At 65.0% G+C, this 24,236-nt stretch carries 28 protein-coding genes; 14 read left to right on the top strand and 14 right to left on the bottom strand.

The window, feature by feature from the left end:
• Nucleotides 1-166: 166 nt before the first annotated feature.
• The 6 genes from JEY66_RS14610 to JEY66_RS14585 all read right to left on the bottom strand — a co-directional run bounded on the left by JEY66_RS14610 (nucleotide 167) and on the right by JEY66_RS14585 (nucleotide 5,678).
• Nucleotides 167-871: an ABC transporter ATP-binding protein gene (locus JEY66_RS14610; RefSeq protein ID WP_026193121.1), complete on the bottom strand. Its 705-nt coding sequence runs from the start codon at nucleotides 869-871 to the stop codon at nucleotides 167-169.
• A gap of 4 nt (nucleotides 872-875) precedes the next feature.
• Complete coding sequence (locus tag JEY66_RS14605) at nucleotides 876-1,649, bottom strand: ABC transporter ATP-binding protein (RefSeq protein ID WP_018272977.1); 774 nt, start codon at nucleotides 1,647-1,649, stop codon at nucleotides 876-878.
• Nucleotides 1,650-1,671: 22 nt separating this feature from the next.
• The gene (locus tag JEY66_RS14600) at nucleotides 1,672-2,982 is read right to left on the bottom strand and encodes an ABC transporter substrate-binding protein (RefSeq protein ID WP_018272978.1); all 1,311 of its coding nucleotides are present in this window, start codon (nucleotides 2,980-2,982) and stop codon (nucleotides 1,672-1,674) included.
• Between the two features lie 176 nt (nucleotides 2,983-3,158).
• Nucleotides 3,159-3,923, bottom strand: a complete 765-nt coding sequence (locus JEY66_RS14595; protein WP_016844315.1) for a substrate-binding domain-containing protein — start codon at nucleotides 3,921-3,923, stop codon at nucleotides 3,159-3,161.
• 15 nt (nucleotides 3,924-3,938) lie between these two features.
• Complete coding sequence (locus tag JEY66_RS14590; protein ID WP_016844314.1) at nucleotides 3,939-4,640, bottom strand: NUDIX hydrolase; 702 nt, start codon at nucleotides 4,638-4,640, stop codon at nucleotides 3,939-3,941.
• A 12-nt stretch (nucleotides 4,641-4,652) separates the two neighbouring features.
• Nucleotides 4,653-5,678, bottom strand: a complete 1,026-nt coding sequence (locus JEY66_RS14585; RefSeq protein ID WP_018272979.1) for an ABC transporter substrate-binding protein — start codon at nucleotides 5,676-5,678, stop codon at nucleotides 4,653-4,655.
• On the opposite strand from JEY66_RS14585, the gene JEY66_RS14580 reads away from it, so the two are divergent.
• Both JEY66_RS14580 and JEY66_RS14575 read left to right on the top strand, forming a co-directional pair.
• Nucleotides 5,677-5,826, top strand: coding sequence for a hypothetical protein (locus JEY66_RS14580; protein WP_016844312.1), 150 nt, complete (start codon nucleotides 5,677-5,679; stop codon nucleotides 5,824-5,826). The two genes, JEY66_RS14585 and JEY66_RS14580, sit on opposite strands and share 2 nt — an antisense overlap.
• Before the next feature lie 136 nt (nucleotides 5,827-5,962).
• Nucleotides 5,963-7,288 (top strand): 4Fe-4S binding protein, encoded by a 1,326-nt coding sequence (locus tag JEY66_RS14575; protein WP_016844311.1) that lies wholly within the window; start codon nucleotides 5,963-5,965, stop codon nucleotides 7,286-7,288.
• Between the two features lie 100 nt (nucleotides 7,289-7,388).
• On the opposite strand, the gene JEY66_RS14570 is transcribed toward JEY66_RS14575, so the two are convergent.
• Nucleotides 7,389-8,273, bottom strand: a complete 885-nt coding sequence (locus JEY66_RS14570) for an SDR family oxidoreductase (protein WP_016844310.1) — start codon at nucleotides 8,271-8,273, stop codon at nucleotides 7,389-7,391.
• A 92-nt stretch (nucleotides 8,274-8,365) separates the two neighbouring features.
• On the opposite strand from JEY66_RS14570, the gene JEY66_RS14565 reads away from it, so the two are divergent.
• A complete protein-coding gene (locus tag JEY66_RS14565) occupies nucleotides 8,366-9,208 on the top strand; it encodes a helix-turn-helix transcriptional regulator (protein ID WP_016844309.1) in 843 nt (280 codons plus the stop codon).
• Between the two features lie 124 nt (nucleotides 9,209-9,332).
• On the opposite strand, the gene JEY66_RS14560 is transcribed toward JEY66_RS14565, so the two are convergent.
• Nucleotides 9,333-10,118: an ABC transporter permease gene (locus JEY66_RS14560; protein ID WP_018272980.1), complete on the bottom strand. Its 786-nt coding sequence runs from the start codon at nucleotides 10,116-10,118 to the stop codon at nucleotides 9,333-9,335.
• A complete protein-coding gene (locus JEY66_RS14555; RefSeq protein WP_016844307.1) occupies nucleotides 10,118-10,933 on the bottom strand; it encodes an ABC transporter ATP-binding protein in 816 nt (271 codons plus the stop codon). Before JEY66_RS14555 ends, JEY66_RS14560 begins: the two co-directional genes overlap by 1 nt.
• 198 nt (nucleotides 10,934-11,131) lie before the next feature.
• On the opposite strand from JEY66_RS14555, the gene JEY66_RS14550 reads away from it, so the two are divergent.
• Nucleotides 11,132-12,055 (top strand): ketopantoate reductase family protein, encoded by a 924-nt coding sequence (locus JEY66_RS14550; RefSeq protein WP_026193122.1) that lies wholly within the window; start codon nucleotides 11,132-11,134, stop codon nucleotides 12,053-12,055.
• Here JEY66_RS14550 and JEY66_RS14545 read toward each other — a convergent pair.
• Nucleotides 12,031-12,828: an IclR family transcriptional regulator gene (locus JEY66_RS14545; RefSeq protein ID WP_016844305.1), complete on the bottom strand. Its 798-nt coding sequence runs from the start codon at nucleotides 12,826-12,828 to the stop codon at nucleotides 12,031-12,033. The genes JEY66_RS14550 and JEY66_RS14545 overlap by 25 nt on opposite strands.
• A gap of 130 nt (nucleotides 12,829-12,958) precedes the next feature.
• Here JEY66_RS14545 and JEY66_RS14540 point away from each other — a divergent pair, with 130 nt between their 5' ends.
• The 7 genes from JEY66_RS14540 to JEY66_RS14510 are packed head-to-tail and all read left to right on the top strand — an operon-like array spanning nucleotide 12,959 to nucleotide 18,895.
• Entirely contained in the window at nucleotides 12,959-14,194 is a 1,236-nt protein-coding gene (locus tag JEY66_RS14540) for an ABC transporter substrate-binding protein (RefSeq protein ID WP_016844304.1), read from the top strand.
• Between the two features lie 56 nt (nucleotides 14,195-14,250).
• Nucleotides 14,251-15,600, top strand: a complete 1,350-nt coding sequence (locus JEY66_RS14535) for an aromatic ring-hydroxylating oxygenase subunit alpha (protein WP_018272981.1) — start codon at nucleotides 14,251-14,253, stop codon at nucleotides 15,598-15,600.
• On the top strand, nucleotides 15,597-16,403 hold the full coding sequence (locus tag JEY66_RS14530) for an SDR family NAD(P)-dependent oxidoreductase (RefSeq protein ID WP_016844302.1): 807 nt from the start codon (nucleotides 15,597-15,599) through the stop codon (nucleotides 16,401-16,403). The genes JEY66_RS14535 and JEY66_RS14530 overlap by 4 nt, the downstream gene beginning before the upstream one ends.
• 31 nt (nucleotides 16,404-16,434) lie before the next feature.
• Nucleotides 16,435-17,028: a 3-phenylpropionate/cinnamic acid dioxygenase subunit beta gene (locus JEY66_RS14525; RefSeq protein ID WP_018272982.1), complete on the top strand. Its 594-nt coding sequence runs from the start codon at nucleotides 16,435-16,437 to the stop codon at nucleotides 17,026-17,028.
• A 55-nt stretch (nucleotides 17,029-17,083) separates the two neighbouring features.
• Nucleotides 17,084-17,266, top strand: coding sequence for a hypothetical protein (locus JEY66_RS14520; protein WP_016844300.1), 183 nt, complete (start codon nucleotides 17,084-17,086; stop codon nucleotides 17,264-17,266).
• 23 nt (nucleotides 17,267-17,289) lie between these two features.
• Nucleotides 17,290-17,685, top strand: a complete 396-nt coding sequence (locus JEY66_RS14515) for a hypothetical protein (protein ID WP_018272983.1) — start codon at nucleotides 17,290-17,292, stop codon at nucleotides 17,683-17,685.
• Between the two features lie 10 nt (nucleotides 17,686-17,695).
• On the top strand, nucleotides 17,696-18,895 hold the full coding sequence (locus JEY66_RS14510) for an FAD-dependent monooxygenase (RefSeq protein ID WP_018272984.1): 1,200 nt from the start codon (nucleotides 17,696-17,698) through the stop codon (nucleotides 18,893-18,895).
• Nucleotides 18,896-18,919: 24 nt separating this feature from the next.
• On the opposite strand, the gene JEY66_RS14505 is transcribed toward JEY66_RS14510, so the two are convergent.
• The 4 genes from JEY66_RS14505 to JEY66_RS14490 form a co-directional block, all read right to left on the bottom strand.
• Nucleotides 18,920-19,192, bottom strand: coding sequence for a DUF3551 domain-containing protein (locus tag JEY66_RS14505; RefSeq protein ID WP_016844297.1), 273 nt, complete (start codon nucleotides 19,190-19,192; stop codon nucleotides 18,920-18,922).
• Between the two features lie 115 nt (nucleotides 19,193-19,307).
• Nucleotides 19,308-19,580: a DUF3551 domain-containing protein gene (locus JEY66_RS14500; RefSeq protein ID WP_018272985.1), complete on the bottom strand. Its 273-nt coding sequence runs from the start codon at nucleotides 19,578-19,580 to the stop codon at nucleotides 19,308-19,310.
• A 41-nt stretch (nucleotides 19,581-19,621) separates the two neighbouring features.
• Nucleotides 19,622-20,293 carry a hypothetical protein gene (locus JEY66_RS14495; RefSeq protein ID WP_246715731.1) on the bottom strand — a complete coding sequence of 224 codons (672 nt, stop codon included), beginning with the start codon at nucleotides 20,291-20,293 and terminating at the stop codon, nucleotides 19,622-19,624.
• Between the two features lie 150 nt (nucleotides 20,294-20,443).
• Nucleotides 20,444-21,280, bottom strand: coding sequence for a hypothetical protein (locus JEY66_RS14490; protein WP_026193124.1), 837 nt, complete (start codon nucleotides 21,278-21,280; stop codon nucleotides 20,444-20,446).
• 230 nt (nucleotides 21,281-21,510) lie between these two features.
• Between JEY66_RS14490 and JEY66_RS14485 the strand changes: the two genes are divergently transcribed.
• The 3 genes from JEY66_RS14485 to JEY66_RS14475 all read left to right on the top strand — a co-directional run bounded on the left by JEY66_RS14485 (nucleotide 21,511) and on the right by JEY66_RS14475 (nucleotide 24,218).
• Nucleotides 21,511-21,726: a hypothetical protein gene (locus JEY66_RS14485; RefSeq protein WP_016844293.1), complete on the top strand. Its 216-nt coding sequence runs from the start codon at nucleotides 21,511-21,513 to the stop codon at nucleotides 21,724-21,726.
• A gap of 147 nt (nucleotides 21,727-21,873) precedes the next feature.
• Nucleotides 21,874-22,662 (top strand): ATP-binding cassette domain-containing protein, encoded by a 789-nt coding sequence (locus JEY66_RS14480; protein ID WP_018272987.1) that lies wholly within the window; start codon nucleotides 21,874-21,876, stop codon nucleotides 22,660-22,662.
• Nucleotides 22,659-24,218 carry an ABC transporter permease/substrate-binding protein gene (locus tag JEY66_RS14475; protein WP_018272988.1) on the top strand — a complete coding sequence of 520 codons (1,560 nt, stop codon included), beginning with the start codon at nucleotides 22,659-22,661 and terminating at the stop codon, nucleotides 24,216-24,218. Before JEY66_RS14480 ends, JEY66_RS14475 begins: the two co-directional genes overlap by 4 nt.
• The last annotated feature ends 18 nt before the right edge of the window (nucleotides 24,219-24,236 follow it).

The following is a 24,236-nucleotide window of genomic DNA, read 5'->3' as shown; positions in this document are numbered from 1 at the left end:
GAGGAGCCGCGAAGCGGCGTCTCGAAGGATGTACGGCCCGGCCGGTGGCCGTCGATCCTTCGAGACGCGGCTAACGCCGCTCCTCCAGCGACAACGGCGTAGCCGTTGCGCGGGGATGACGGGAAACGGGGTGAACACGCCTGCCAGATGTGATGTCATCATCCCCTCACACACCCAAATACGCCTGCTTGATGGTGTCGCTGGCGGCCAGCTCCGCAGCTGATCCGGCGGCGCGGATACTGCCAGCTTCCAGCAGATAGGCGCGGTCGACCACGCGCAGCACCTGCTGCACGTTCTGCTCGACGATCAGGACCGTCAGCCCGCTTGAGCGGATGCGCTTGACCAGCTCGAACACCTGCTGCACCACAACCGGCGCGAGCCCGGCCGACGGCTCGTCGAGCAGCAGCAGTTTCGGGTTCGACATCAGCGCACGGCCGATCGCGCACATCTGCTGCTCGCCGCCCGACATCGTCCCGGCCATCTGGTGCTGGCGCTCCTTCATGCGCGGAAACAGCTCGAACACGAACTCCAGCCGCTCGGCGTAACGCGCGCGGGCACCGGGCATGTAGGCGCCCATCTTCAGGTTGTCGCCGACGGTGAGCCGCGGAAACAGCCGGCGATTTTCCGGCACATGCGCGATCCCGAGGCTGACGATGCGATGCGGGGGCGTCGCGACGACGTCGGTGCCCTCCATCGCGATCGTGCCTCTGATCGGGCGGATCAACCCGGAGATCACCCGCATCAAGGTAGTCTTGCCGGCGCCGTTCGGGCCGATCACGCCGACCGCCTCGCCCGCCTTGACGTCGAGGCTGACGTCGAACAGCGCCTGGAAGCTGCCATAGCCCGCGTCGATCGATTTCAATTCCAGCATGCGCTCACGCCCCGATCCGGCGCCGCGCCTGGGCTGCCGCCGCGGCCGCGAGGCTCGCATCCGCATCGGTGCCGAGATAGACCTCGATCACTTTTGCGTCGCCGGCGACATCGGCCGGCAGGCCCTCGGCGATCTTCTCGCCGTGATCGAGCACCATCACGCGATCGACCACGCGCATCAATACGCCCATGATGTGCTCGACCCAGATGATGGTGATGCCGAGCTCGTCGCGGATCCGGCGCAGCATGTCGGCGGCCTGGTCCATCTCGGCCTCGTCGAGCCCGCCGAGGCTCTCGTCCGCGAGCAACAGTTTCGGGCCGGTGGCGAGTGCCTTGGCGAGCTCGAGCTTCTTCAGGCCCGCGGCGCCCAGGCCCTCGACGCTGGCGTTGCGATCGGTCGGCAGCCCGACCATCGCGAGCGCCCGCTCGGCCGCCTCCTCGGCCTTGCCGCGGCTGTGGCGGCCCTGGCCGTAGAAGCCGGCGAGCACGACGTTCTCGAAGATGCTGAGGCGATGGAACGGCCGCGGGATCTGGAAGGTACGGCCGATGCCACGGTTGATGATCCGGTGCGGGGCGAGCCCGGCGATCTCGTGGCCGTCGAACAGGATCGAGCCGGAGGTCGGCGGCAAGGTGCCCGAGAGCATGTTGAAGATCGTGCTCTTGCCGGAGCCGTTCGGGCCGATCAGGCCGAGGATCTCGCCCTGCTCGACGCGGAACGACACGTTGTTGACGGCACGAAAGCCGCCAAACCGCTTGACCAGGCCTTCGACGGCGAGCACGGCAGTTCCCTTCGCAAGCGAGCTATTTGTAGCTGTAGGTGGTGCCGGCCGGCAGCGGCAGCTCGGTCTCGCGCTGCATCTGGCTCTTCGGCCACACCACATAGGACTTGTCGTCGATATATTGCAGCACCACCGGGAACGAACGCGCGTTCTGCCCGGCATACTGCTCTCCCTCGCCGTAGAACTTCACGCCGTAGCCGAGCATGGTGCCGCCCTCGGGTATGTCGGTGTCGAGCGCGGCCTTGCGCAGCGCATCCGGATCGACGCCGCCATACTTCTTGATCGCGCGCGGCAAGACGTCGTCGAGGAAGACATAGGCATTGGCCGCGCCGATGCCGACGTGGGCGGAGCGGATCGGCACGCCGGGCTTCAGCCGGTCAAACTCCTCGCCGACCATCTTGATGACCGGCGGCAGCTTGGGATCCATGTTCTTCTGGTTGGCAAGCCAGATCGAGATCGGGTCGGTGTTGAAGAGATAGTTGGCGTCGGCGCCGAGGCCTTCCTTCAGCTTCTCGTAGACGCCGTAGCCCGCGCCGTGGCCGACGATGGCGCCGAACTTCAGCCCCTGCTCGCGAGCCTGGCGGAACAACAGGGTAATGTCCGGATTGTAGCCAGTATGGAAGATCACGTCGGGCTTGGCGCGCTTCAGCTTCGTGACCAGCGCCGACAAATCGGGCGCGGTCGCCGAATAGCCCTCCTTGAGCACGATGTTGAAGCCGGCCTTCTTGGCGCCGGCCTCATTGCCCTTGGAGACGTCGACGCCATAGGCGCCGTCCTCATGGATGATGGCGACGCGGAGATCCTTCGGCTCCTTGCCGAACTTGGACATGGAGTATTGCGCGATGAAGTCGGTCGTCATCATGCCGTACTGGTTGCCGGCGGCCTGCGGACGGAACACGTATTTGTAGTTCTTTCCGTCGAACACGCCGGAGGAAATGCAGGTCGTGATCCACATGAACTTCTTCATCTGCTCGACCCGCGCCGACACCGGCACGCATTGCGCCGAGGAGAAGAAGCCCATCACCATGTCGACCTTTTCCTGCTCGAGCAGGCGGACGGCCTCGTTGATCGCGATGTCGGGCTTGCTCTGCGCGTCGGCATAGACGGCTTCGACCTTGTAACCCTCGACGCCGGTCTTGGCGTAATGGTCGAGCATGATCTTGACGCCGGTATATTGCAGCTCGGAGCCGCCGCCGGCCAGCGGGCCGGTCAAATCGAAGATCACGCCGATCCTGATCTTCTTGTCCTGCGCATGCGCTGCATTGGCCACACCGAGCGCCGCGAGCGCGACGGATAGGCCCGCAAGCCAGCGGGCAGCCCTCCTGACCGGCATGAATCCCTCCCCAGAGATTGTGCACTGCATTTTTTGTTGTCGTGCCGCCCTATCACAGGGGGAGCGGCCGATGATGTCAAGCGCGATGGCTGCGTCCGCACCGCGCAGGCTTGCGCAAAGTTTCGGCGGAATGGTGCCGACGCGCGATGCTGGGGCGTGCGGTTGGCAGCGGCAATTTATCCGCGGGGCCGTTCCATGCCGGCCCGTTTGATGGCCGCGAGCAGGATATCGCTGTCCAGGGAAAGAAAATCGATCAGGCGCTTGGCTGCTTCCGGCGCCTGCGCGTCGCTGACGATCGCGGCCGTGAAGGTCTGCACCAGCTGGAGATCTGGCGGCAGCAGACCGACAACTTCGATGCCGCTCTCCTGAACCAGTTCGCTGGTCGGGCCGATCGAGAGATTTGCCTTGCCTGCTCTCAGCACCTCGGCAGCCTCGGTTCCGCGCGCCTCGAGGGTGAGCCTGACCGTGTCCGGCAAGTTCAGCCTGGGGAAAACCTTGTCGCGGACGTACTGCCCGCTCGTGCTGCTCGGCGCCACCACCTGGCCGGCGTCGATCAAGGCTTTCCTGAGCGCGATATCATTGCCGATGTCCGGCTTGCGAGAGCCTGCCCGAACCGCCGCGGCCAAAGGTGCCGTCGCCAATCCGGCTTCCGATCCCGCACGAATTCGGCCGTCTTCGGTCAGACTTCGAAGTCCCTCGCGCGAAAGGATAACCACGTCCGCTTTGGTGCCGTTCGCAAGCTGGTGCCTGATCGTCTTCGGACCGGTGCCCTCGGACGCACCCGATCCAGTCTCCACGCTGATGCCCGTGCTTCGCTCGAATTCAGGCAGCACGTCGCGGTAGACCGAGGCGAATCCACCCGAAATGATGACCTTGATCGTTTGGGGGCCATCGGCGATTGCCGGTGTCAATGCAGCGGCAGCGGTGGCTTGCTCGGTCATTGCGCATTCCTTTGCCTACGCCGGCAGCTGCGTCTCGATGAACGCGGTGACGAAACGCGGCATTGCGGGAGTGAGATCGGCGCGACTGCGCACCAGATGGATGCCGGCGAGCTCGGGGTCTTCCTGCTGCGCCAAATTGGCCTCGATGCGAGCCCGCAGCGCGTCGCCGGGCATGTCGACGCGCAGGATCTGCATCATCGCGAGCGCAACGCCGGTGTAGATGCAGTGCCAGTCGGCGTCGCCGCGGCAATCCGACGGCAACAGTCCCGTCTCCTCCTCGAGCTCGCGCATCACGCTGCCGGCGATATCCACCGTCTCGCCCCTGATGTCGTCGAGGTCGGGCGTCCCTGACGGGAAATAGATACGTCCGGCATTCGCGGTCTGCTCGCCCATCACCCCGCACACGAAGGCGCCGTCGCTCGCGAGCAGCGCGCCCATGCCGAAACCGTTGAACACCTCGCGGTCCGGAAAGCCCCAGTCGCGCCAGGCGAGGAAGCTCGCGAAATCGGTCTCGAAATAGCTCGCGCTGAGCCGCTCGCCGGCAAACACCGGATCGCGCCCGAGCAGGACGCGGCCGTTCCACAGGTTCGGGTTCAGCCGCTGCTGCTCGGCGAAATGCGCATCGATCTCGGCACGCCGCTGGTCCGCGAACGGCCACGGACGCCGCTGCAAGGCAAGGTCGAGCGCGGTGACACGACAAATGAGCGGAGACTGCATGTCCGAACGTGTTTACTTCGCGTTTCCGGTGGTCTTCTTGGCCTGATCGACGAACTTGTTGGTGTAGGTCTTGGTGACGTCGATGCCGGCCTTGGCGACATCGGGCGAGCCCTCGCTGAACACCGCGAGCACCGCCTCTGCACCCTTGGGGTCCATCTTGCCGGTCTCGGAATACATCGGGATCGTGTTCTTCAGCGCCGCGAGATACTGCGCCCTGTCCTTGCCGACGATCTCGTCCGGCATCTTGGCCATGATATCTTCGGCGCTGTGCGAATGGATCCAGGCCAGCGTCGCCATGATCGCATTGGTCAGCGCCTGCACCTCCTTCTCGTGGCCGTTGACCCAGGCCGCGGTCGAATACAGGGCCCCGCCGGGATATTCGCCGCCGAACACCGCAAGCGTGTCGTGCTGGGTGCGGGTGTCGCTGAGGATCTTGAGGTCCTTGTAGCTGCCCTGCAGCACGGTAACGGCGGGATCGAGCATCACGGCAGCGTCGATCTGACCCTGCTCCATCGCGGCCACCGCCGTGGCGCCGAGGCCGACCCCGATCACGGCGGTGCCCGCAGGATCGAGGCCGTTCTTCTTGAGCAGATACTTCAAGAAGAAATCGGTCGAGGAACCCGGCGCACTGACGCCGACCTTCTTGCCGGCGAGATCCTTGATCGAGTTGATCTCGCCGGTGTGCTTCGGCGACACCACCAGCACGAGGCCGGGATAGCGGTCATAGACCACGAAGGCCTGCAGCTCCTGCTTCTTGGCCGCGAGATTGACGCAGTGGTCGAAATAGCCGGACACGACGTCGGCGCTGCCGCCGAGCACGGCCTTGAGCGCGTCCGAGCCGCCCTTGAGGTCGACCAGCTCGACCGCAAGCCCGGCCTTGTCGTATTCGCCGAGCTGCTTGGCCAGCACGGTGGGCAGATAGCACAGGCAAGCGCCGCCCCCGACCGCGATGGTGATCTTGCTTTGCGCCGCGGCAAGGCCCGTGGACAGGGTCAGCGCCAGCAGCGTTCCGGCAAGCTTGCCAAGCCATTTGTTCATGACGTCCTCCGTTCGACTGGCCGGCAAGATAGAGGAGCCGGGAGGCCTTGAGAAGGCGACTTTCCGACAGCTGGACGGCCGCGCCATCAAGGCCATCGCGATCAAGACGCCGCCGCAGGCGCCGGATGATACCAAACTGCTGGACTGACGGCGTTGTCCGAGCATTACGCGAATCCATCATTTGGGCGGCAGTTCAATTACATGGCGCTTGACATATAATTCACTTGCCTCAAGTTCACCCGCTCCATAATATGATTATCGTCATTTTATGGAAAGCCGGAACCATGAGCCTGGACGATCACCCCACGGTCAGGGCTGTGCGCGCGCGCAGCAGCGAACCGGTCCGCGACGTCCCAGTTTCATCGGAGCTGATCAAGGATATCGCGCGCAGATGTGGAGCCGATGATGTCGGCATCATCGAGTTCGAACGGGCCGCCATCGCGTCGCAGCGGGACTTCATTCGCAAGGTCTATAGCCGGACCCGCTCCCTGCTCGCGATCGTCTGCCACATGAACCGCGAGCCGGTGCGCTCGCCCTCGCGCTCGGTCGCCAACGAGGAATTCCACAGCACTTACGATCACGTCAACGAAACCGCGCGTGCCATCGTTCGCGCGCTCGACGAGCACGGCATCCCGGCCTGCAACTCGGTTGCCGCGTTCCCGATGGAGATGGACCTGCCCAGGATCATGATGGTCCAGCACAAGCCGATCGCGGTGGAAGCCGGTCTCGGCCGCATGGGAATCCATCGCAGCGTGATCCATCCGAAATTCGGCAGCTTCGTCCTGCTCGGCACCATCCTGCTCGGCTGCGAGGTCGACGCCCATGACCACCCGATCGACTACAATCCGTGCCTGGAGTGCAAATTGTGCGTCGCCGCCTGCCCGGTCGGCGCCATCAAGCCCGACGGCGGCTTCGATTTCCTGTCCTGCCACACCCACAACTATCACGACTTTCTCGGCAACTTCACGCAGTGGGTGGAGAAGGTCGCGGATGCAAAGGACGCCAGGGATTATCGCGCCCGCGTTCCCCGCACCGAGACGCTGAACATCTGGCAATCGCTGTCGTTCAAGCCTGGCTACAAGGCGGCCTATTGCATTTCGGCCTGCCCGGCCGGCGAAGACGTGATCGGCCCCTTCCTGCACGATCGCGACGCCCATTTCGCCGATGTGGTGCAGCCGCTGATCGACAAGGACGAGTTCGTCTACGTGATCCCGGACACCGACGCCGAGGACACGGTGACGCGGCGCTTTCCACACAAGAAGCTTCAGCATGTCACGTCCGGCCGCCATACCGGCAGCCTGCAGGCCTATATCTTTTCGCTCTCGCTCGGATTCCAGCGCGGCAGGGCGCGAGGCCTGGATTTCGTGACGCATCTGCGCTTCACCGGTGCAAGCGCGCTGGATATGACCGTTGCGATCAAGGGCAAGGACCTCCAGGTCGTGCCGGGACGGCATGTCGGTGAAGCCGCTCTGACCATCACCGCCGACACCCAGGCCTGGCTGCGCGTCCAGAACCGCGACCTCGAATTGGCCGACGCGGTTACCCACGAGCTGGTGAGCTACAGCGATGAGACACTGTTTGCGGCCTACATGCGATGCTTCCCGCTGTGATCGGCTGCGTAGGCTGGGTGAGCGAAGCGCATCCCACCAACTGTGCCCACCCGCGGAGAAAATGGTGAGTTACGCCTTCGGCTAACCCACCTTACGCATCCTACTGCGCGGAATAGACCAGCTGTTCGAGATCGGCAATCAACCCTGGCCCGGTCGGCTGCCATCCAAGCTTCCTGCGCGTCTGCTCGCTGGAAGCCGCCATGTCGTATGCCGCGAACGTGCCGAGCCAGCCAAAGAAGGCCGGCGCCTCTTGCGGGGCGATGGATTTGACCGGCAGCTTCAGGCGCCGTCCGATCGTTTCGGCAATATCGCGCATCGAGACCCCCTCTTCCGCGACGGCGTGATACCTCGCGTTCGGCTCAGCCTGTTCGATGGCCAGCCGGTAGAGGCGCGCCACGTCGAGAACATGCGCTGCCGGCCAGCGATTTTGCCCGTCGCCGAGATAGGCGCACACGCCCTTTTCGCGGTACACCGCGATCAATGGGGTGATGAGACCCTGCCTGACAGGATCGTGGACCTGGGGAAGACGCATAGCCGACGCGCGGACGCCCCTCAGCGACAGGGCCGTCTGTTCCGACACGCGGGGAAAGGGGAAATCCGGCGATATCGTTTGGTTCTCGGTCGCGATCTGGCCGGGCTTGGCCAATCCCGCCAAGCCCCCGGTCACGATCAATGGCCTGTCCGATCCAGCCAGAACAGAACCCAGGGCTTCGATGGCGCGGCGGTCGATCTCGCAACTGTTCGCGAAGTTGGACCAGTCGTGAACGAAGCCCAGGTGAATGACAGCGTCCGAAGCGCTTGCCCCCTTGCGCAGGCTATCAAGGTCCTCGAGCGAGCCGCGAAGAGCCTCCGCACCGACGGCAGAAATCGCGTTCGCCCCCTCGTCCGAACGGGTCATGCCAAGAACCTGATGTCCGGCGGCGATCAGGTCCTTGACGACGGGAGTGCCGATGAATCCGGTGGCACCAGTGACGAACACACGCATGAGGAAGTCTCCAGGTTTCGTTGGAGACAAATCTGGCCCTGCGCGCTATCCTGTTAAAGTAGTGACCTTATCATGGTATAATAGTTAACAGGATGAGCGAACCGCTCGCGCAAGAGAACCTGCTCGGCGCCTACCTGAAGGACCGCCGCAGCAAGCTCGATCCGGCCGTGTTCGGCTTTCCGCCGGAGCGGCGGCGCACGCCGGGCCTGCGCCGCGAAGAGGTGGCGCAGCGCGCCAACATCAGCGCGACCTGGTACACCTGGCTCGAACAGGGCCGCGGCGGCGCGCCCTCGGCCGATGTGCTCGACCGCATCGCGCGTGCGCTGATGCTGACCGATGTCGAGCGCGAGCATCTGTTCCTGCTCGGCCTCGGCCGCACGCCCGAGGTGCGCTACCAGAAGAGCGAAGGCGTCACGCCCCGGCTCCAGCGCGTGCTCGACGCGCTGGAACCGCGCCCCGCCGTGCTACGCACCGCGACCTGGGATATCGTCGCCTGGAACCGGGCCTCGACCGTGATGCTGACGGACTACGGATCGCTGCCGCCGCGCGAGCGCAACGTGCTGCGCTTCATGTTCCTCGATCCGCGCGTCCGCGCCGCGCAACACGACTGGGCCAGTGTGGCGCGCTTCGTGGTCGGCGCCTTCAGGGTCGACGCAGCGCGTGCCGGCGCCGCTGCCGAGGTGCAACCGTTCGTCGACGAGCTCTGCCGGCTCAGTCCGGAATTCGCGGCGCTGTGGCGCGACAACGACGTGCGAACGCACGGCGAAGGCGTCAAGCAGCTCCGGCATCCGATCCTGGGCCCGGTCAAGTTCGAATATTCGGCGTTCGCGGTCGACGGCCGGCCCGACCTCAGCATGATCGTCTACAATCCGATCGACCCGGAGGTGACGGAGAAGATCCGCGGCTTGATCGAGGCCGCGCCGGAAGTGCCCTAAAGCGCGATGTGATTAGGTTGAATCGTCATCGCGCTTCAGCTCTTTGTTTGAGCATGATCTCCGCGCAAACGCGTCCCGCGTTTGTCGCGCGGGAAAACCGCTTCGCACTTTTCCGGATCATGCTTTAGTCCCGCGTCACGGCCGTCGGCCGCCACACCAGCAGCCGATTCTCGACCATCGTCACGCCCATGTCGATCAGGATGACGAAGGCCGACAGCACGAACATGCCGGCGAACACGCCGGCGACGTCGAACACGCCCTCGGCCTGCTGGATCAGGTAGCCGAGGCCGGCGGCGGAGCCGAGATATTCGCCGACCACCGCGCCGACCACCGCAAAGCCGACCGAGGTGTGCAGCGAGGAGAACATCCATGACAGCGCCGAGGGCCAGTAGACGTGGCGCATCAGCTGCCGCTCGTTCATGCCGAGCATGCGGCCATTGTCGAGCACCGTGGTCGGCACTTCCTTGACGCCCTGATAGACGTTGAAGAACACGATGAAGAACACCAGGGTCACGCCGAGCGCGACCTTGGACCAGACGCCGAGCCCGAACCACAGCGCGAAGATCGGCGCCAGCACCACGCGCGGCAGCGCGTTGACCATCTTCACATAGGGATCGAACACCGCGGCGACGCGCGGTTGCCGCGCGAACCAGAAGCCGACCAGAATGCCGCCGGCCGAGCCGATCACGAAGGCGAGGATGGATTCCCACAGCGTGATCGCGAGATGCTTCCAGATCACCCCGGTCGAGAACCACTTTACAATCTGGCTGAAGACGTCGACCGGATTAGAGAAGAAGAACGGCGGCAGCAGCACCTTGCCGAACACCGGCACGGTGGAGAAGAGCTGCCACAGTACCAGTGTGACGACGGCGACCAGAACCTGCAGGGACAGCAGCGTGACGCGAGACATCAGGCAGCCCCCGCCTGCGTCGACTGCACATAGCCCTTCATCACCTCGTCCTTCAGCACGCCCCAGATCTCGCGGTGCAGGGCATGGAAATCCTTCTCCATCCGGATCTCGGCGATGTCGCGCGGCCGCGGCAGCGTGATGCGCCAGTCGCCGATGATACGCGCGCTGGGGCCGGCCGACATGATCACGACGCGATCGGCCAGCGCGATCGCCTCCTCGAGATCGTGGGTCACGAACAGCACCGCCTTGCGGTCGGCGCTCCACAATTCCAAGAGCAGATTGCCCATGATTTGCCGGGTCTGGGCGTCCAGCGGACCGAACGGCTCATCCATCAGGAGAATCTTCGGATCGCGGATCAGGACCTGCGCCAGTGCAACGCGCTTGCGCTGGCCGCCCGAGAGCATGTGCGGATAGCGATTGGCGAAGGCGCCGAGCCCGACCGAGGTCAGCCATTTCTGCGCGCGCGCGAGCGCCTCGGCGCGCGGCGTGCCTGATATCTCGAGCCCGATCGCGACATTGTCGATCGCGGTCTTCCAGGGGAACAGCGCATCGGCCTGGAACAGGTAGCCGGCATCACGATTGAGGCCGCTCAGCGGCTTGTCGAAGATCCTTGCCGTTCCGGCCGCGGGCTTGAGCAGCCCGGCCGTGACGTTAAGCAGCGTCGACTTCCCGCATCCGGTCGGACCGACAATGGCGACGAACTCGCCATGATCAACCGAAAGATTGGCCTGCTCGACCGCGGTATAGACGCGTCCATCCGCCAACCGAAACGCCACCGTCGCATTGTCAAGCGCGACCGCCGTCGGCTCCGTCATCGCCACGCATTCCTCCCGAACTTTCCGAAATGGCTTAGCGGTTCGGGCGGGCAAGTCAACGCAGGAAGATGGCGTAGCAAACAAGGCCGCGGTCACGTGATTTTCAGACAGGCCGGGCTGCGCAATAGCGCAACCGGGTTGCGCATTGCGCCGACATCGTCGAGGCTGCAGCCCAAAGCGACGGACAAGGAGACAATCATGCGGATCGCAGTGGTGGGCGCCGGAGGCGTCGGGGGCGGCTTTGGTGCGGCGCTCGCGCATGCCGGCGCCGACGTCACCTTTATCGCGCGCGGCGCTCATTTGGCCGCCATGCGCAGCGAGGGGCTGAAGGTTCAGGGCGGCCGCGGCGAAACCCATCTGGTCCCGACCCAGGCGACCGACGATCCGGCAAGCGTCGGCCCGGTCGATATCGTGCTGTTCTGCGTCAAGCTGTGGGACGTCGAAAGCGCCGGCCAACACATCAGGCCGATGGTCGGCCCCGACACCGCGGTGATCCCGCTGCAGAACGGTATCGATGCGCCCGACAGGCTGGTCTCGATCCTGGGACGCAACGCCGTGATGGGCGGCGTGGCGCAGATCTCGGCGTCGATCATCAAGCCCGGTGTCATCAACCAGGTCGGCACCTTCATGCGCATGATCTTCGGTGAGCTCGACGGCCGCATCACGCCGCGCGGCAAGGCGCTGCTCGATCTCTGCCTGAAGGCCGGCTTCGACGCGACCTTGAGCGAGCAGATCAATACCGAGCTCTGGATGAAGTTCATCGGCCTCGCCACCAATGCCGGCATGACCGCGGTCACCAGGCTGCCGATCGGCAAGCTGCGCGACGATCCCGACTTGCGCCCGCTCTTCGTATCGGCCTGCGAGGAGATCATCGCGATCGCGCACGCCAGCGGCATCAAGCTGCCGTCGGATGCGCTGACGAAAGTGCTCGATTTCATCGGACACGCGCCGCCGGCGATGAAGGCCTCGATGGCGCTCGATCTCGAGCGTGGCAACCGGCTCGAACTGCCGTGGCTGAACGGCAAGGTGGTCGAGCTCGGCCGCAAGCTCGGCGTCCCGACGCCGACGCACGACATGCTCTATGCGGTGTTGAAGCCCTATGCGATGGGCGCGCCGTCCTGATAGCCCAGCAGGACCGAGATCTGCCGGCCGGCCTCGCGCACCAGCTTTGAATATTCCAGTAGCTTCCGCTCGTCGATGCGCGCGCTCGGTCCGTAGAGGCCGACCGAACCGACGACCTCGCCGCGGTGATCGAAACACGGCGCGGAGACGGCGACCGCGCCGGCGAAGATCTCGCCATGGCTGGTCGCATAGCCGTTGCGCCGCGCAAAGCTCAGCGCGTCCTCGAGCCGCGCACGATCCGCGCTCTTTGCAATGCTGGCAAGAAGCGCCCCCTGCCGCTTCGGGTCCATGAAGGCCAGCATCGCCTTGCCGGTCGATCCCTGGATCAGGCTCAGACTGTGGCCGACGCCGCGGCTGATCGAGAGCACGTGACGGCTCTCGCATTCGAGGATGCAGATGCCGCGATCATCCTGCTCGCGGAACAACGCTGCGGTCTCGCCGGTCGCCTCGCGCAGGCCCTCGACGACCGGGCGCGCGATCGCGACCACTTCGAGGCCGTTCAGCCAGACATGGGCCAGCTTCATCACGCCGTGCGACAGCCGGAAGCGCTGCGGGTCGCCTTCGGCCTGGATCAGGTCGCGCTGCGCCAACGTCTGCAGCAGGCGATACAGCGTCGGCCGGCTCAGCCCGACCCGCTTCTGGATCTCGATCACGCTCATCGCCGGCTGATCCGGCGTGAAGCATTGCAGGATCGCGATGGCGCGGTCGACCGCGCGCACGCCTGACGCCCCCTGCTCCGCGTCGTGAACTTCCGCCTTCGGTTTCTTTGCCATCCGTCCACATCCGCAAATTCGGCGGGGCGCGCTGCATCCAGCGCGCTTGACCGATCGGCTCGCGCGGATACTATCGCGAATTATGAGAATAATGTCCACTAGATGGACACATGAAAAATCGACGGGAGGATTGGAATTGCCGCAGACAGACGCCTCGCGCAGATGGGCCGCCGCCGCGATCGCCACGCTGATGCTCGCGACGCCGCTGGCGCACGCCGCACCCGACGGCTCAGGCATCTCGGACGGCGTGGTGCGGATTGCGGTGCTGGGTGACTACGGCAGCGGCCGCGATCTCGGTGGGCCGGGCTCGGTGACCGCCGCGAAGCTTGCCGCTGAGGATTTTCACAACAAGGTGCTGGGCAAGCCGATCGAGATCATCTCGGCGGATCACCAGAACAAGCCCGACGTCGCGGTCGGGATCGCGCGGCAATGGTTCGACGTCGAGCATGTCGACGCGGTGACCGATCTTGCGGTGAGTTCGGTCGGCCTCGCCGTCGCCGGCCTTGCGACGCAGAGCAACCGCACCGCGCTGGTCTCGGGCGCAGCGACATCGGACCTCACCGGCGACAAATGCTCGCCCTTCGTCACGCATTGGGCCGACGACACCTACGCGCTGTCGGCCGGCCTGGTCGGCGAGCTGGGCCGCCGCGTCGGCAAGGAATGGTTCTTTGTCGCGGTCGACTATTCGTTCGGCAGCGCGATGGTGAAGGACGCTTCGCGCGCCGTCACCGATGCCGGCGGCAAGGTGCTCGGCGCGGTGCGCTATCCCTTCAACACCACCGACTTCTCATCCTTTTTGCTGGCCGCGCAGAGCTCCGGCGCCAAGGTGGTGGCGCTGGCCGGCACCGGCGCCGACACCGTCAACGCGGTGAAGCAGACCCACGAATTCGGCCTGCAACAAGGCGGGCAGACCATCGTCGGCATGCTGACCTTCATCTCCGACGTCCATTCGATCGGCCTGCGCGACGCGCAAGGCATGTACATCGCGTCCCAATATTACTGGGATGACGACGACGGCACCCGCGCCTTCGCCAAGCGCTTCATCGAGATCGAGAAGCGCGAACCGACCAAGCTGCAGGCCGCGACCTACGCCGCCGTGCGCCATTATCTGAAGGCGATCGAGGCCGGCGGCAGCGACGAGGCCAAGGCGGTCAATGCCGAGATGCGCAAGCTGCCGGTCGATTTCTTCGGCCGCCCCGCGCACATCCGGAAAGATGGCCGCGTCGTCTACGACCTCTCGCTCTACCGCGTGAAGAAGCCGGACGAGAGCAAATATCCCTGGGACTACTACCAGAAGATCGCGGCCATTCCCGGCGACAAGGCGTTCCGCCCCGAGGGAACCGGCGGCTGCAAGCTCGACAAGTAGGACGCACCATCATTCGCCGCGACTGACCGTCGCGCAGGCGAGACAAGGAGGAGCCGATGCCGCTTCGCAACGATTTCGATCAGCTTGTTGACGTCAAGGGTGGCTTCATCAGCCGCGAGATCTTCGTGGACGCCGATATCTATCGGCAGGAGCTCGACAAGGTCTTCACCCGCGCCTGGCTGCTGGTCGGCCACGAAAGCCTGGTGCCCAATCCCGGCGACTTCTACACATCGCGGATGGGCGAGGAATCCGTGATCCTCTGCCGCGACAAGAAGGGCGAGATCCACGTCTTCCTGAATTCGTGCCGGCACCGCGGCATGAAGGTGTGCCGCTACGAGCAGGGCAACACGTCGTTGTTCACCTGCCCCTATCACAGCTGGACCTATACCACCGACGGCAAGCTGCAGGGCGTTCCGCTGCACCGGACGCTGTATGACGGGGTGCTCGACCGCGATGCCAACTCGCTGGTCTCGGTGGCGAAGCTCTGCAACTACAAGGGCTCGATCTGGGCGACCTGGGACAAGGACGCGCCCGACTTCATCACCTATCTCGGCGATGCCAAGGTCCATCTCGACCAGGCGCTCGACTGCCGCGACGGCCGCGAGGGCGGCTCCGAAGTGATCGGCGTCCACAAATGGGTGTTCCCCGCCAACTGGAAATTCGCGGCCGAGAATTTCCTCGGCGACACCTATCACAACCCAAGCCATCGCTCGGTCGACCTGATCGGCATCGGGCCGAGCGCCGCCGCCGGCAAGAAGGGCCGCCGCGACGACGAGCTGGAGAAGGCGCAGCACGTCTGGATCAGCTTTCCGGAAGGCCATGGCGTGCACAGCGCGATCCAGCCGGAGGCCAACGAATACATCGAGTCCTTCCTCGACAACCCGATCCTCGAAAAATACTTCCGGCACTGTTTCGAGGAGCGCAAGCGGCGGCTCGGCGAAGGAGCGCGGCTGCTGCCGTTCGTCGGCACGATCTTCCCCAACACGTCCTATCATGGTCGTCAGCCGCGGGGGCTTTGCGCCTGGCATCCGCACAGCCCGACCTCGACCGAAGGCTGGCGCTTCTTCCTGGTCGACAAGGACGCGCCGAAGGAAGCCAAGGAATATCTGCGCCGTTACTACATGCGCTACTCCGGCCCGGCCGGCATGACCGAGCAGGACGACATGGAGAACTGGCTCTATGCCACCGCGGCCAGCACCGGCACGGTGGCGCGGCGCTATCCCTTCAACTATCAGCAGTCGATGGGCGCCTACGTCACCGATCATCCGCTCGGCGGCGATGTCTCGACCCAAGTCACCGAGCAGATCGCGCGCGGCTTCTACCGCCGCTGGACCACCTACATGCAGGGCGGCGACTGGCACGAGTTGCTCGGATCACCCGCCGGCAACCGGCAGGCCGCAGAATGACCGCGCCCGCAAAAACCGTCCTCGTCAGCGGGGGCACCTTCGGCATCGGCCGTGCGATTACGCTCGGCCTCGCGCGGCGCGGCCATGCGGTGGTGGCGTTCGGTCTCGAGGCGGCGCAGGTCTCAAGTACCGCGCAGAACGCCATTCCGGCCCTGCGCGAACAGCTCGATCGCGAAGGGCTCTCTGCCGAGCTGATGGAAGCCGATGTGTCGCAAGCGAATGACGTCGCCAGGGTGGTCGCGCACGCGATGGCGCGTTTCGGCCGCATCGACGGCGTCGTCAACAACGCCGCGATCGGTCCGCTCGGCACCGTGCTCGACACCGACGAGGCGCTGTTCGACCGTATCATCGCCGTCAATCTGAAGGGACCGTATCTGACCAGCCGCGCCGCGATCCCGTACATGATCGCGCAAGGCGGCGGCTCGATCGTCAACATCGGCTCCGGCGCCGGCTGGGGCAAGCCGAACATGGCGGTCTACAGCGCGAGCAAGGGCGGCGTTGTCGCGCTCAGCGCGGCGATGGCCTACGATTTCTTTCACCAGCGCATCCGCGTCAACACCGTGATTCCCGGCGGTGGCGGCATCGTCAGCGGCATGAGCCTCGGCCGCGTCGGCGGTGACGCGGCGCGTTTCGGCAAGGGCGCGCCGGGCACCGCCGCGGGCCGCGTCGCCGCCGGTGACGACATCGCCAATGTCGTGGCCTTCCTGCTGTCGCCGGAAGCGGAAACTCTGTCCGGCACCGTGATCGATGTCGGCTGCTTCGCCCAGCAGGGCGGACCGATTCCACCCCAGCCGGCGCTCTGAAAACCGTGCGATGCCTGATGAGGAGATAGCAATGACGACGACCGTTCAGGATCAGGACAAACAACAACACGCCGGCATCGCTGCGATCGAGCGATCGGCGGCCTACTACCGGCTGAAGGCCGATATCGAGGATTTCTACTATCGCGAGGCCGATTTGCTCGACGACCGGCGCTTCCGCGACTGGCTCGAGTTACTCACCGACGACATCAGCTATTTCATGCCGATCCGCCGCAACGTGAAGTTCGGCCAGCAGGCCGCGCGCGAGAACACCAAACGCGGCGAAGGCATCAGCTGGTTCGACGAGGACAAATGGACATTGACCAAGCGGGTCGAGCAGATCCTGACCGGCGTGCACTATGCCGAGGAGCCGCTGTCGCGCATCACGCACATGGTCAGCAATGTGCAGATCAAGGGCGCGCGGCCGGATGTCGGCGCAGTGCGCGAGCTCGACGTCACCAGCCGCTTCCTCGTCTACCAGAACCGCGTCGAGTACGAGACCTACATCTTCGTCGGCCGCCGCAACGACACGCTGCGCCTGACCGACACTGCCTGGAAGATCGCGCGACGCGAGATATTGCTTGAACAGAATATCCTGCTGGCCAAAAATCTCACCACGTTCTTCTAAGCGAGGGCCAACTCCGGGCGAGGTCAGGGTAGCAAGGGTAGCGATGATTGACGTGATGGCGATCAAGGTGGGGACGCGGCTGAAACTTGCGGCCGGCGTCGTCGCCGAAGTGGAGGAAAACATGGACGACGGCCAGTGGCTGCAGGTGCGCTATCTGGAGTGCCCTGCCCGGCCCGCCGACGTCGGCACCGTGGAGCTGTGCCACGCCCAGGACGTCATCAAGGTGCTCTGCGAGTAGTCCCAGCCAACGGATCGACGATCATGCTGCGATTTGAATACATGCCAAGCGATTTTCATCCGCTGTTCCTGTTCCTCGGCGAAGCGGCGGATCTCGCCGCGCTGGCAAGGCTGCTGCGGCGCTTTGCCGAGAACCCGCAGAGCATTGCCGTGGCGGAGCGGATTCCCGGCGCCGTCTCGCGCGACGCGCTGGTGCTGGCGCCCGCCGACGACGAATTCGGCATGCGCGATCTCGGCGGCCGGTTTGCCTGGAAGCTGACCGATTGGCAGGCGGAGCGGATCGCCGAGCGCATCGAGCTGTTAACCGCTGAGGACAACAAGTCCGGCTCGGAGATCGTCGAGATCGGCAGCGACGGCGAGATCCCGGTCAAGCTGTCGCGCGGCGAATTCACCGACGACTTCCTGATCACGCGCAGATAGCGGTGTTGGCGTGAGCACACACCGCAAGCCAAAGGTCCTGATCGCCGGCGCCGGGATCGGCGGCCTTGTCGCCGGATTGTCGCTGCTGCAGCGCGGCATCGAGGTCGAGATCTTCGAGCAGGCGTCGGAGCTGCGCGAGCTCGGCGCCGGTGTCCAGCTCAGCGCCAACGGCACCAGCGTCCTGATCGCGCTCGGGCTCGAGCAGGAGATGCAAGCCATCGCCTGCGAGCCGTCGGGCAAGGAAATCAGGCTGTTCAGCACCGGGCGGACCTGGAAACTGTTCGACCTCGGCGCCTCCTCGCGCGCGATCTATGGCGCGCCCTACTGGATGGTGCATCGCGGCGACTTCCACCGCGTGCTGGTCGACTCATTCAAGGCTCGGGCGCCGGGGCGCCTGCATCTCGGCAGCCGCTGCAGCGGATTTGACCAGGACGGCGACGGCATCTGGCTGCACCTTGCCAATGGCGAGCGTCGGCGCGGCGACGTCGTGGTCGGCGCCGACGGCGTGCACTCCGAAATTCGCCGGCAGATCGGCGGCGACACCAAGCCGTTCTTCTCGGGCGTGGCCGCCTGGCGCGGGCTGGTGCCGATGGAACGGCTACCGGCGAGCCTGCAACGCGACGTTGGCACCAACTGGATCGGCCCGGGCGGCCACGTCATCACCTATCCCGTGTGCCGTGGCGAGCTGTTGAACTTCGTCGGTATCTTCGAGGGTGAGAGCTGGTCCGTCGAGTCGTGGACCGAACGTGGCACGCGCGAGGCCTGCAGCGGAGCCTTTGCCGGATGGAATCCGCAGATCCACACCATTATCGCGAGCCTTGATATTCCCTACAAATGGGCGCTGCTCGGCCGCGACCCGCTCGATCGCTTCGTCGTCGGGCGCGCCTGCGTGCTCGGCGACGCCGCGCATCCGACGCTGCCGTTCCTGGCCCAGGGCGCCAACATGGCGATCGAGGACGGCATGGTGCTGGCGCGCTGTCTTGAGAGCTTCCCGCCCGAGGAAGCGCTGCGGCGCTACCAGACCGCGCGGCTGACGCGGACCAACGCAATCGTGGTGAAGTCGGCCGACAATGCCAGGCGCTTCCATAATCCCGCGCTTGCCGACGCCGAAGGTGCCGACGCCTACGTCTCGCGCGAATGGCAGCCGGACCGGGTGCGCGAGCGCTATGACTGGCTATTCACTTACGATGCCTTGCGTGTGCCGCTTTGACGGGACGAGTTTCGCGGACCCGCCTCACTGAACGGGATGGCGTCCGCGGCGCACCGGACGCTCCGGGGGTGGTGGCGGAGGAGCGAAGAAGGGATTGACGATGCACATCGCAGAGAGACCCGATGCGGTCGCCTGACACTGCGGGATCGAGGTGTAGCTGCAATCGATGTGGTCTCCGGCCATCGGCCCGTTATAGAGATGCAAACAGACCGGATAGTTCGGATCATAGGCCTGTCCGGCGGCAGGTCGGGCCAGCGCGACCGCGAACGCAGCGATCGCGAAAAGTTTCAGGCGCATCGGATTCTCCTTATTGCTCGGACCGTTTCCTCACAACTGCCGGAGTTAGTCAACCGCACTGGGGACACGACGGCCATACAGTCTTGAGCGACGGCAGGCGGCAAGCCTGAGCGCGCTAGTTGGCGGACCGGCGTTGTCGCTGCCCCCGTTGCTTTGGCGGCTTTTTCGGACCTTTGTAGAATGGATTGACCGAACACGTCGCGGAGCGCCCCGAGGCCGTCGCCTGACACTGCGGAAGCGACGTGTAGCTGCAATCGATATACTCGGGCGTCAGCCTCCCGCCATAGACTTCCAGGCACACCGGATAGTTCGGATCGTACATCTGTGCGGCGGCCGGCCCGGCGATGCAAACGCCGACGGCGGCGATGATGGTGAGTTTCAAACGCATCAAATTCTCCTCAAGCCTCGTCCGGATCGCCGAGCGCCTGGCTATCGCTGTTCGTCGGCCGGCTTGCCGTCGCCCTCGCCGAGGCAGCGGATCATGAAGGCCGTCGTGTCTCGCGGCAGCACTTGCGCGGCGCGCGCCTTGAGACGGCATTCGAGCTGCGCGATCTGGCGCGCCCGCTGCCGTTCGGAGGGCAGCGTCGATTGCCGCAACCGCCGCAACGTCATCGGCGAGCCGTCCGATTCGAAACTCAGCTCGTATTTCTTGCCGTTCTGGTCGGTGGCGGCGCAGGTGATGGTGGACACCTGTCGCGTGATGAAACTTCCGACCTGACGGCATGAGCCTGTCGACATCTCGACCAGCGGTACCGGCAGGCCATCCACCCGCGGGCGGTCGCTGGACTTCAGCAACATGCGGTCGACCGCGAGCTCGAACAGATTGTCCTGGGTGCGCTCGGTGCTCTCGCCGGAGAACGAGATGATGTGGCTCTTGTCGGAGGGATCGTCGAGCACCACGGTGAATTCGGAACGGCCGCGCAGGGTGTGGAAATAGGCGACTGCCTTGCAGGTGTAGCTGCGGCCCGCAACGGTGACATTGCGGCAGGTGCCGGACATCAACGCGTACAGGTCGACGTCGTAGACCGGACCGGCGGCAACGGCGAGCGCCGGCCAGCAGAGGACGGCAGCCGCAATCATTTGAGCAAAACGGGAGATCATGCTGAACGGTCGAAAACGCGGTCGCTGGAGGGGTCCATGGCGCAAGGTCGCTGATTTCCACGAAACGTGCAACGACGAAGCAGGCCCAAATGTGGACACTCCGCGAACGGCTGGGGAACGCAGCGCAATCCGTGCTGAAAGGCCGCGGCGTCAGATTTGCGGTCCGGACAACGTCACCTCGCGCTCGGCGCGGAACACGTTGCTGTAGAGATTCGCGATCCACTGGCGGCCGCTTGCCGTCATGTTCAGGCAGTTGATGGCGCCCTGAATGTGCGGCGCAACCATGTTCCAGTAGAATTGCGGATAGCGGTCGACGATATCGGCCGGCGACTCATAGCCTAGCTGGCGGTTGATGCCGACCTCCTCGAACTCGTGATAGAGCGCGTTGGCCTTCCTGATGTAGTTGGGATCGCCGAGCTGACCGATGAAATCGGCCGCCCGGACGATCGACGCCTCATCGTCATATTGCTGGCCTTCGGGCGCCGGAAACCGCGTGCCCTCGATGTTGCGCGCGACGCGCTCGCGATCGAGCGGAAGGACGGCCTCGAGCCTGTCGAGCACATACAGCTTCGAGCGGTCGACATGATACGGCATCAGGCCGGCATCCGACGAGCCACGTGGCAGCACCACCTTGTTGCCGGAGGCATCGATGACGTAGCCGTCGGGTCCATCGCCTTTCAAAAGACCGCGCACATAGCCGATGTCGTGGGTCAGGCAGGCGATGATGGTGTGGGTGTAATCCTCGGCGGTGACGTGGGTGTGCAGCGCGCGGCCGCGGATGATGTCATGCCCGGCGAGCGTGACCAGCATCGTGTGCTCGACATTGTGGTAGAGCGCGTCGCTGTTGCCGATGCATTCCAGCGCGATGCGGGCCGCGGCCGGCAGGAGTTCGCCAAAGCGCGCCTGCGAAGCCCCGAAGGTGCGGCTGACATGCGTGGCGAGAAACTTCTCCAAAGCACCTGCCGCCAACTCAGGTAACGTCATCATCGATGCAGCCCCCGACCGCGCAACGTTCCTCGCTCGCCCCGATCTCACGTCGTAGTTGGGCAGCGACTATAGCGTATCTACGGGCGTGCGGCTACGCGCTGACGGGCGTGACGATTCGCTTCGGCCGTACTTTCCCGGTCTTGTCGGCCGTGGCGCCAAAGCCGCTGATAGTGGCATGAACCCTGCATGATTCGGGTCAGACCGGGTTAACCCCACTGATAAAGGCCGTCATGCTCGTTACGCTCGTCGCCATCCTCTGCAATGCTCAACTCTGCATGGAAAAGGTCGTCACCACGAGTGACCAATCCGGCATCACCATGGGCGCCTGCGCAGTGAATGCGCAAATCGGCATCGCCGATTGGCTCGCCAAGGGGCCGTATCACGAATGGCACCTGCAGAGCTATAAATGCATCATGGGCAAGTACGTACCCAAGAACGAAGTGTGATGTGTGCTCACAGCCCCGGACGGGGGTGATCCGCTTCGACCGGAACAGCCTGCGAAACCACACGGCGCAGGCGCGCGCCTCGAGTCAAAGTCCATTTTATGGGCTATCACTGTCGTTCACGACGGTGAGACATGAGGTCGCCCTGGAATGCCAGCAACGCCGCTGATTGCCTACGCGCATGTCGGCAAGAGTTTTGACAGTGGTCGCGTGGTGGCGGTCGACGACGTCTCGCTTGACGTGGCCGAGGGTGAATTCCTGGCGATCGTGGGCGGCTCGGGCTCCGGCAAGACGACGCTGCTGAGGCTCGCCAATCGCCTGATCGAAGCCGACCACGGCCGGATCGCCGTCGAAGGTGAAGATGTCAACCGCGTCGACCCCATCCTGCTGCGGCGCCGCATCGGTTATGTCTTCCAGAGCGGTGGGCTGTTTCCACATCTGTCCGTCGCCGGCAACATCGGCATCACGCCACATCTGCTCGGCTGGACGCAGGCGGAGATCTCGGCGCGGGTCGACGAACTGCTCGACCTTGTGCGGCTCGACCCCTCACAATATCGCGAGCGTATGCCGCACGAACTCTCCGGCGGCCAGCGTCAACGCGTCGGCGTCGCGCGTGCGCTGGCTGCGAAGCCGCGCATCGTGCTGATGGACGAGCCGTTCGGCGCGCTCGATCCGCTCACCCGCGACGCGCTCGGCGACGATTATCGAACGCTGCACCGCGAGCTCGGCCTGACCACGGTCATGATCACCCACGACATGACCGAGGCGTTGCTGCTGGCCGATCGTGTCGCGGTGATGCGTGGCGGCAGGCTGCTGGCCCAGGGCACCCCGGCGGAACTCTCGGCCAGCACCGACGCCTATGTCGGTGAACTGATGCGCACGCCGCGGCGGCAGGCGGAACGCCTGGGCGCTTTGCTGCCGCGGGGCGACACGGCATGAATTTATTATCCGATCCGCGCTGGGGCGAGGCGCTCGCGCATCTGCCCGACTATCTCGGCAATCATGTGCGGGTCAGCGTCGCCGCGCTGGCGCTCGGGCTCGTGATCAGCTTGCCGCTTGCGATCATCGCTCGCAACCGGCCGGTGCTGCGCACGACGTTGCTCGGGCTTGCCAGCATCGTGCAGACCGTGCCCGGTCTCGCGCTGCTCGCGTTGTTCTATCCCCTGCTGCTGGCGCTCGCCGCGTTGACCGCGGCGTGGCTCGGCTTCAGCTTCTCCGCCTTCGGCTTCCTGCCGGCGGTGCTGGCGCTCGCGCTCTATTCGATGCTGCCGGTGTTGCGCAACACCATCACCGGCCTGTCGGGAGTCGATCCGGCGGTGCTGGAAGCCGCCCAGGGCGTCGGCATGACGCCGCGGCAATCGCTCATCATGGTCGAGCTTCCGCTGGCGCTGCCGGTGATGATGGCCGGAATCCGCACCGCGGCGGTATGGGTGATCGGCACCGCCACCTTGTCGACGCCGATCGGCCAGACCAGCCTCGGCAATTATATCTTCGCGGGATTGCAGACCCAGAACTGGGTGTTCGTGCTGTTCGGCTGCTTCGCTGCGGCCGTGCTCGCGCTTGTGGTCGACCAATTGCTGGCGCTGATCGAGAACGGCCTGCGCAATCGCGGCCGCATCCGGACGGCGCTCGGCGGGCTTGGTATTGCCGCCCTGATCGCGGCGACGCTGGTGCCCGCGATCGCGCGCCCGCATGCGGGCATCGTCGTCGGCGCCAAGACGTTCACCGAGCAATATGTGCTGTCGGCGTTGATCGCGCAGCGGCTGCAGGCGGCCGGGCTTCCGGCCACGACCCGCGCCGGCCTCGGCTCCAACGTGATCTTCGACGCGCTCACGGCCGGCGATATCGATGTCTATGTCGACTATTCCGGGACGCTGTGGGCCAACCAGTTCCACCACACCGACATCAAACCCCGCGCCGAGCTGTTGGGCGAGTTGCAGATGACGCTGGCGAAGCAAGACATCACGCTGCTCGGCGAGCTCGGCTTCGAGAATGCCTATACGCTGGTGATGCCGAGGAAGCGCGCCGAAGAGCTCGACATCCATTCGATCGCCGACCTCGCGTCGCGCGCCGCGACGATGTCGATCGCCGGCGACTATGAATTCTTCTCGCGGCCGGAATGGGCCGGCATCCAGAAGGCTTATGGGCTGACGTTCCGTGCCCAGCGTCAGATGCAGCCGGATTTCATGTATGCGGCGGTTGCCTCCGGAGAGGTCGACGTGATTGCGGGCTACACCAGCGACGGACTGATCGCGAAGTACGATCTTGTCACGCTCGCCGACAACAGGCACGCCATCCCGCCCTATGACGCCATCGTGCTGCTGTCGCCGAAGCGGCGCGACGACGAGGCTCTCAAGGCGGCGCTGCGGCCGCTGCTCGGCAAAATCGGCATCGCCGAGATGCGCGAGGCGAATTTGCGCGCGTCGGGCAATGACGCATCATCGTCGCCCGACGCCGTCGCGCGCTGGCTGTGGGACAAGATTGGGTCCCACTGAACGGCCGCGCTCTCCTCC

The organism is Bradyrhizobium elkanii USDA 76, assembly GCF_023278185.1.
GTDB classification, from domain to species: domain Bacteria; phylum Pseudomonadota; class Alphaproteobacteria; order Rhizobiales; family Xanthobacteraceae; genus Bradyrhizobium; species Bradyrhizobium elkanii.
Note: the sequence above shows the minus strand (reverse complement) of the source record. Positions and strands in the feature narration are given on the sequence as shown.

What these genes read in the sequence shown, in the direction of transcription:
- JEY66_RS14610 (WP_026193121.1), bottom strand. Translation starts at nt 871, where the DNA reads ATGCTGGAATTGAAATCGATCGACGCGGGCTATGGCAGCTTCCAGGCG.
- JEY66_RS14600 (WP_018272978.1), bottom strand. Translation starts at nt 2,982, where the DNA reads ATGCCGGTCAGGAGGGCTGCCCGCTGGCTTGCGGGCCTATCCGTCGCG.
- JEY66_RS14595 (WP_016844315.1), bottom strand. Translation starts at nt 3,923, where the DNA reads ATGACCGAGCAAGCCACCGCTGCCGCTGCATTGACACCGGCAATCGCC.
- JEY66_RS14590 (WP_016844314.1), bottom strand. Translation starts at nt 4,640, where the DNA reads ATGCAGTCTCCGCTCATTTGTCGTGTCACCGCGCTCGACCTTGCCTTG.
- JEY66_RS14580 (WP_016844312.1), top strand. Translation starts at nt 5,677, where the DNA reads ATGACGTCCTCCGTTCGACTGGCCGGCAAGATAGAGGAGCCGGGAGGC.
- JEY66_RS14585 (WP_018272979.1), bottom strand. Translation starts at nt 5,678, where the DNA reads ATGAACAAATGGCTTGGCAAGCTTGCCGGAACGCTGCTGGCGCTGACC.
- JEY66_RS14575 (WP_016844311.1), top strand. Translation starts at nt 5,963, where the DNA reads ATGAGCCTGGACGATCACCCCACGGTCAGGGCTGTGCGCGCGCGCAGC.
- JEY66_RS14570 (WP_016844310.1), bottom strand. Translation starts at nt 8,273, where the DNA reads ATGCGTGTGTTCGTCACTGGTGCCACCGGATTCATCGGCACTCCCGTC.
- JEY66_RS14565 (WP_016844309.1), top strand. Translation starts at nt 8,366, where the DNA reads ATGAGCGAACCGCTCGCGCAAGAGAACCTGCTCGGCGCCTACCTGAAG.
- JEY66_RS14560 (WP_018272980.1), bottom strand. Translation starts at nt 10,118, where the DNA reads ATGTCTCGCGTCACGCTGCTGTCCCTGCAGGTTCTGGTCGCCGTCGTC.
- JEY66_RS14555 (WP_016844307.1), bottom strand. Translation starts at nt 10,933, where the DNA reads ATGACGGAGCCGACGGCGGTCGCGCTTGACAATGCGACGGTGGCGTTT.
- JEY66_RS14550 (WP_026193122.1), top strand. Translation starts at nt 11,132, where the DNA reads ATGCGGATCGCAGTGGTGGGCGCCGGAGGCGTCGGGGGCGGCTTTGGT.
- JEY66_RS14545 (WP_016844305.1), bottom strand. Translation starts at nt 12,828, where the DNA reads ATGGCAAAGAAACCGAAGGCGGAAGTTCACGACGCGGAGCAGGGGGCG.
- JEY66_RS14535 (WP_018272981.1), top strand. Translation starts at nt 14,251, where the DNA reads ATGCCGCTTCGCAACGATTTCGATCAGCTTGTTGACGTCAAGGGTGGC.
- JEY66_RS14530 (WP_016844302.1), top strand. Translation starts at nt 15,597, where the DNA reads ATGACCGCGCCCGCAAAAACCGTCCTCGTCAGCGGGGGCACCTTCGGC.
- JEY66_RS14525 (WP_018272982.1), top strand. Translation starts at nt 16,435, where the DNA reads ATGACGACGACCGTTCAGGATCAGGACAAACAACAACACGCCGGCATC.
- JEY66_RS14520 (WP_016844300.1), top strand. Translation starts at nt 17,084, where the DNA reads ATGGCGATCAAGGTGGGGACGCGGCTGAAACTTGCGGCCGGCGTCGTC.
- JEY66_RS14515 (WP_018272983.1), top strand. Translation starts at nt 17,290, where the DNA reads ATGCTGCGATTTGAATACATGCCAAGCGATTTTCATCCGCTGTTCCTG.
- JEY66_RS14505 (WP_016844297.1), bottom strand. Translation starts at nt 19,192, where the DNA reads ATGCGCCTGAAACTTTTCGCGATCGCTGCGTTCGCGGTCGCGCTGGCC.
- JEY66_RS14500 (WP_018272985.1), bottom strand. Translation starts at nt 19,580, where the DNA reads ATGCGTTTGAAACTCACCATCATCGCCGCCGTCGGCGTTTGCATCGCC.
- JEY66_RS14495 (WP_246715731.1), bottom strand. Translation starts at nt 20,293, where the DNA reads ATGATCTCCCGTTTTGCTCAAATGATTGCGGCTGCCGTCCTCTGCTGG.
- JEY66_RS14490 (WP_026193124.1), bottom strand. Translation starts at nt 21,280, where the DNA reads ATGATGACGTTACCTGAGTTGGCGGCAGGTGCTTTGGAGAAGTTTCTC.
- JEY66_RS14485 (WP_016844293.1), top strand. Translation starts at nt 21,511, where the DNA reads ATGCTCGTTACGCTCGTCGCCATCCTCTGCAATGCTCAACTCTGCATG.
- JEY66_RS14480 (WP_018272987.1), top strand. Translation starts at nt 21,874, where the DNA reads ATGCCAGCAACGCCGCTGATTGCCTACGCGCATGTCGGCAAGAGTTTT.
- JEY66_RS14475 (WP_018272988.1), top strand. Translation starts at nt 22,659, where the DNA reads ATGAATTTATTATCCGATCCGCGCTGGGGCGAGGCGCTCGCGCATCTG.